The 1,456-nt window shown below is 68.6% G+C and carries 1 protein-coding gene; it reads left to right on the forward strand.

Features of this window, described 5'->3' with window-relative positions:
* Positions 1-93: 93 nt before the first annotated feature.
* Positions 94-1,122 carry an IS110 family transposase gene (locus HH310_RS42975; RefSeq protein ID WP_169181547.1) on the forward strand — a complete coding sequence of 343 codons (1,029 nt, stop codon included), beginning with the start codon at positions 94-96 and terminating at the stop codon, positions 1,120-1,122.
* Positions 1,123-1,456 lie beyond the last annotated feature (334 nt).

Raw genomic sequence — 1,456 nt, forward strand, 5'->3', positions numbered from 1 at the left:
CTTGATGCCATGAAGGGAGCGGGGCCTCGCTCCTGGATGACGTCCCGGCGGATGCTCGGGGTGCTCAGTTCAATCCGTTGAAGGAGGCCCCTGGTGGAACAGTATGACGCTCGTGCAGTGATCGGGCTGGATTTACATCGTCGGCGTAGTGTGCTGGTCGCGATGACGGCGGCGGGTGAGCGGCTGGGGATGTGCCGCATCGATAACGATCCGCAGGTGCTGGCCGAGACGGCGCTGGGCTGGGGTGAGGCGCCGCAGGTGGTGCTGGAGGCCACGTACGGCTGGTACTGGGCGGCGGATGTGCTGGCCGACGCGGGGTGTGAGGTGTTTTTGACGCATCCGCTGGGGATCAAGGGTTTCGCCTATCGGCGGGTGAAAAACGATGAGCGCGACGCCGCGGATCTGGCGGACCTGCTACGCATGGGCCGGCTCCCGCAGGCGTGGATCGCGCCGCCGCCGGTGCGGGAGTTACGCGAGTTGGTCCGGCATCGGGCCAAGATGGTCGCGTTGCGCTCGGGGTTGAAAGCCGGCGTGCACGCGGTGCTGGCCAAACACGGGATCGCGGTGCCGATGGCGGACTTGTTCGGCCCGTCCGGCCGGCGGCTGCTCGAGCAGCTGACGCTGCCCGAGGTCTACGCCGCGCATATCGCCTCGCTGCGCCGGCTGATCACGATGTTCGACACCGAGATCGACGGGTTCGGCGCCCGGATCACGGCCCGGCTCGCCGGCGATGACGGCTACCGGGCGATCCAGCGTCTCGACGGTGTCGGCCCCGTCCTGGCCGCGGTGTTCGTCGCCGAGATCGGCGATGTCCACCGATTCCGCGGCGCCCCGCAGCTGTGTTCCTGGGCCGGGCTCACCCCCAAACACCGCGAGTCCGACACGAAAGTCCGGCGCGGGCACATCACCAAACAAGGTTCACCACTGGTGCGCTGGGCCGCCACCGAGGCCGTCCAACGCGTCAGCCGCGGCCCGCTGGCACACACCCGCGCCCGCGTCGGTGAACGCCGCGGCAAGGGCATCGGCACCGTCGCCGCCGCCCGCAAACTACTCACCCTGGTCTACTACGGGCTCCGCGACGGCCATATCCGGGTCCTCGCCCCAGCCCAACCGGCCGGGTGAACCTCAAGGACCGGCGTAGTCAGGCGCGAGGCCGGAAGTCTCCTGACCCCCGCCCGCGGCGTGGTCGCCATTCTTGATTGACCCCGCCTGACTACAGCCGCATCACACCATGCCAACGGCGAAGGGATGCACGGCACCGGACCCTGTCCGGCAACGCCCCCGAGTCCTAACCAGACTCCTGGTGAACGCGGCCCCCACACCCACACAACCCAGCGGACCGGACACCCGACCCGCCAGATCCACCCGCCCACCCCCCACCACCAAACCCGAACAAAAACCCAAAACCAGCCCCTTGACCGACCCCACTCCCTTCAGGGATGGAGACTTACGCCCA

The organism is Actinoplanes sp. TBRC 11911 (assembly GCF_012933445.1).
Lineage (GTDB): Bacteria > Actinomycetota > Actinomycetes > Mycobacteriales > Micromonosporaceae > Actinoplanes.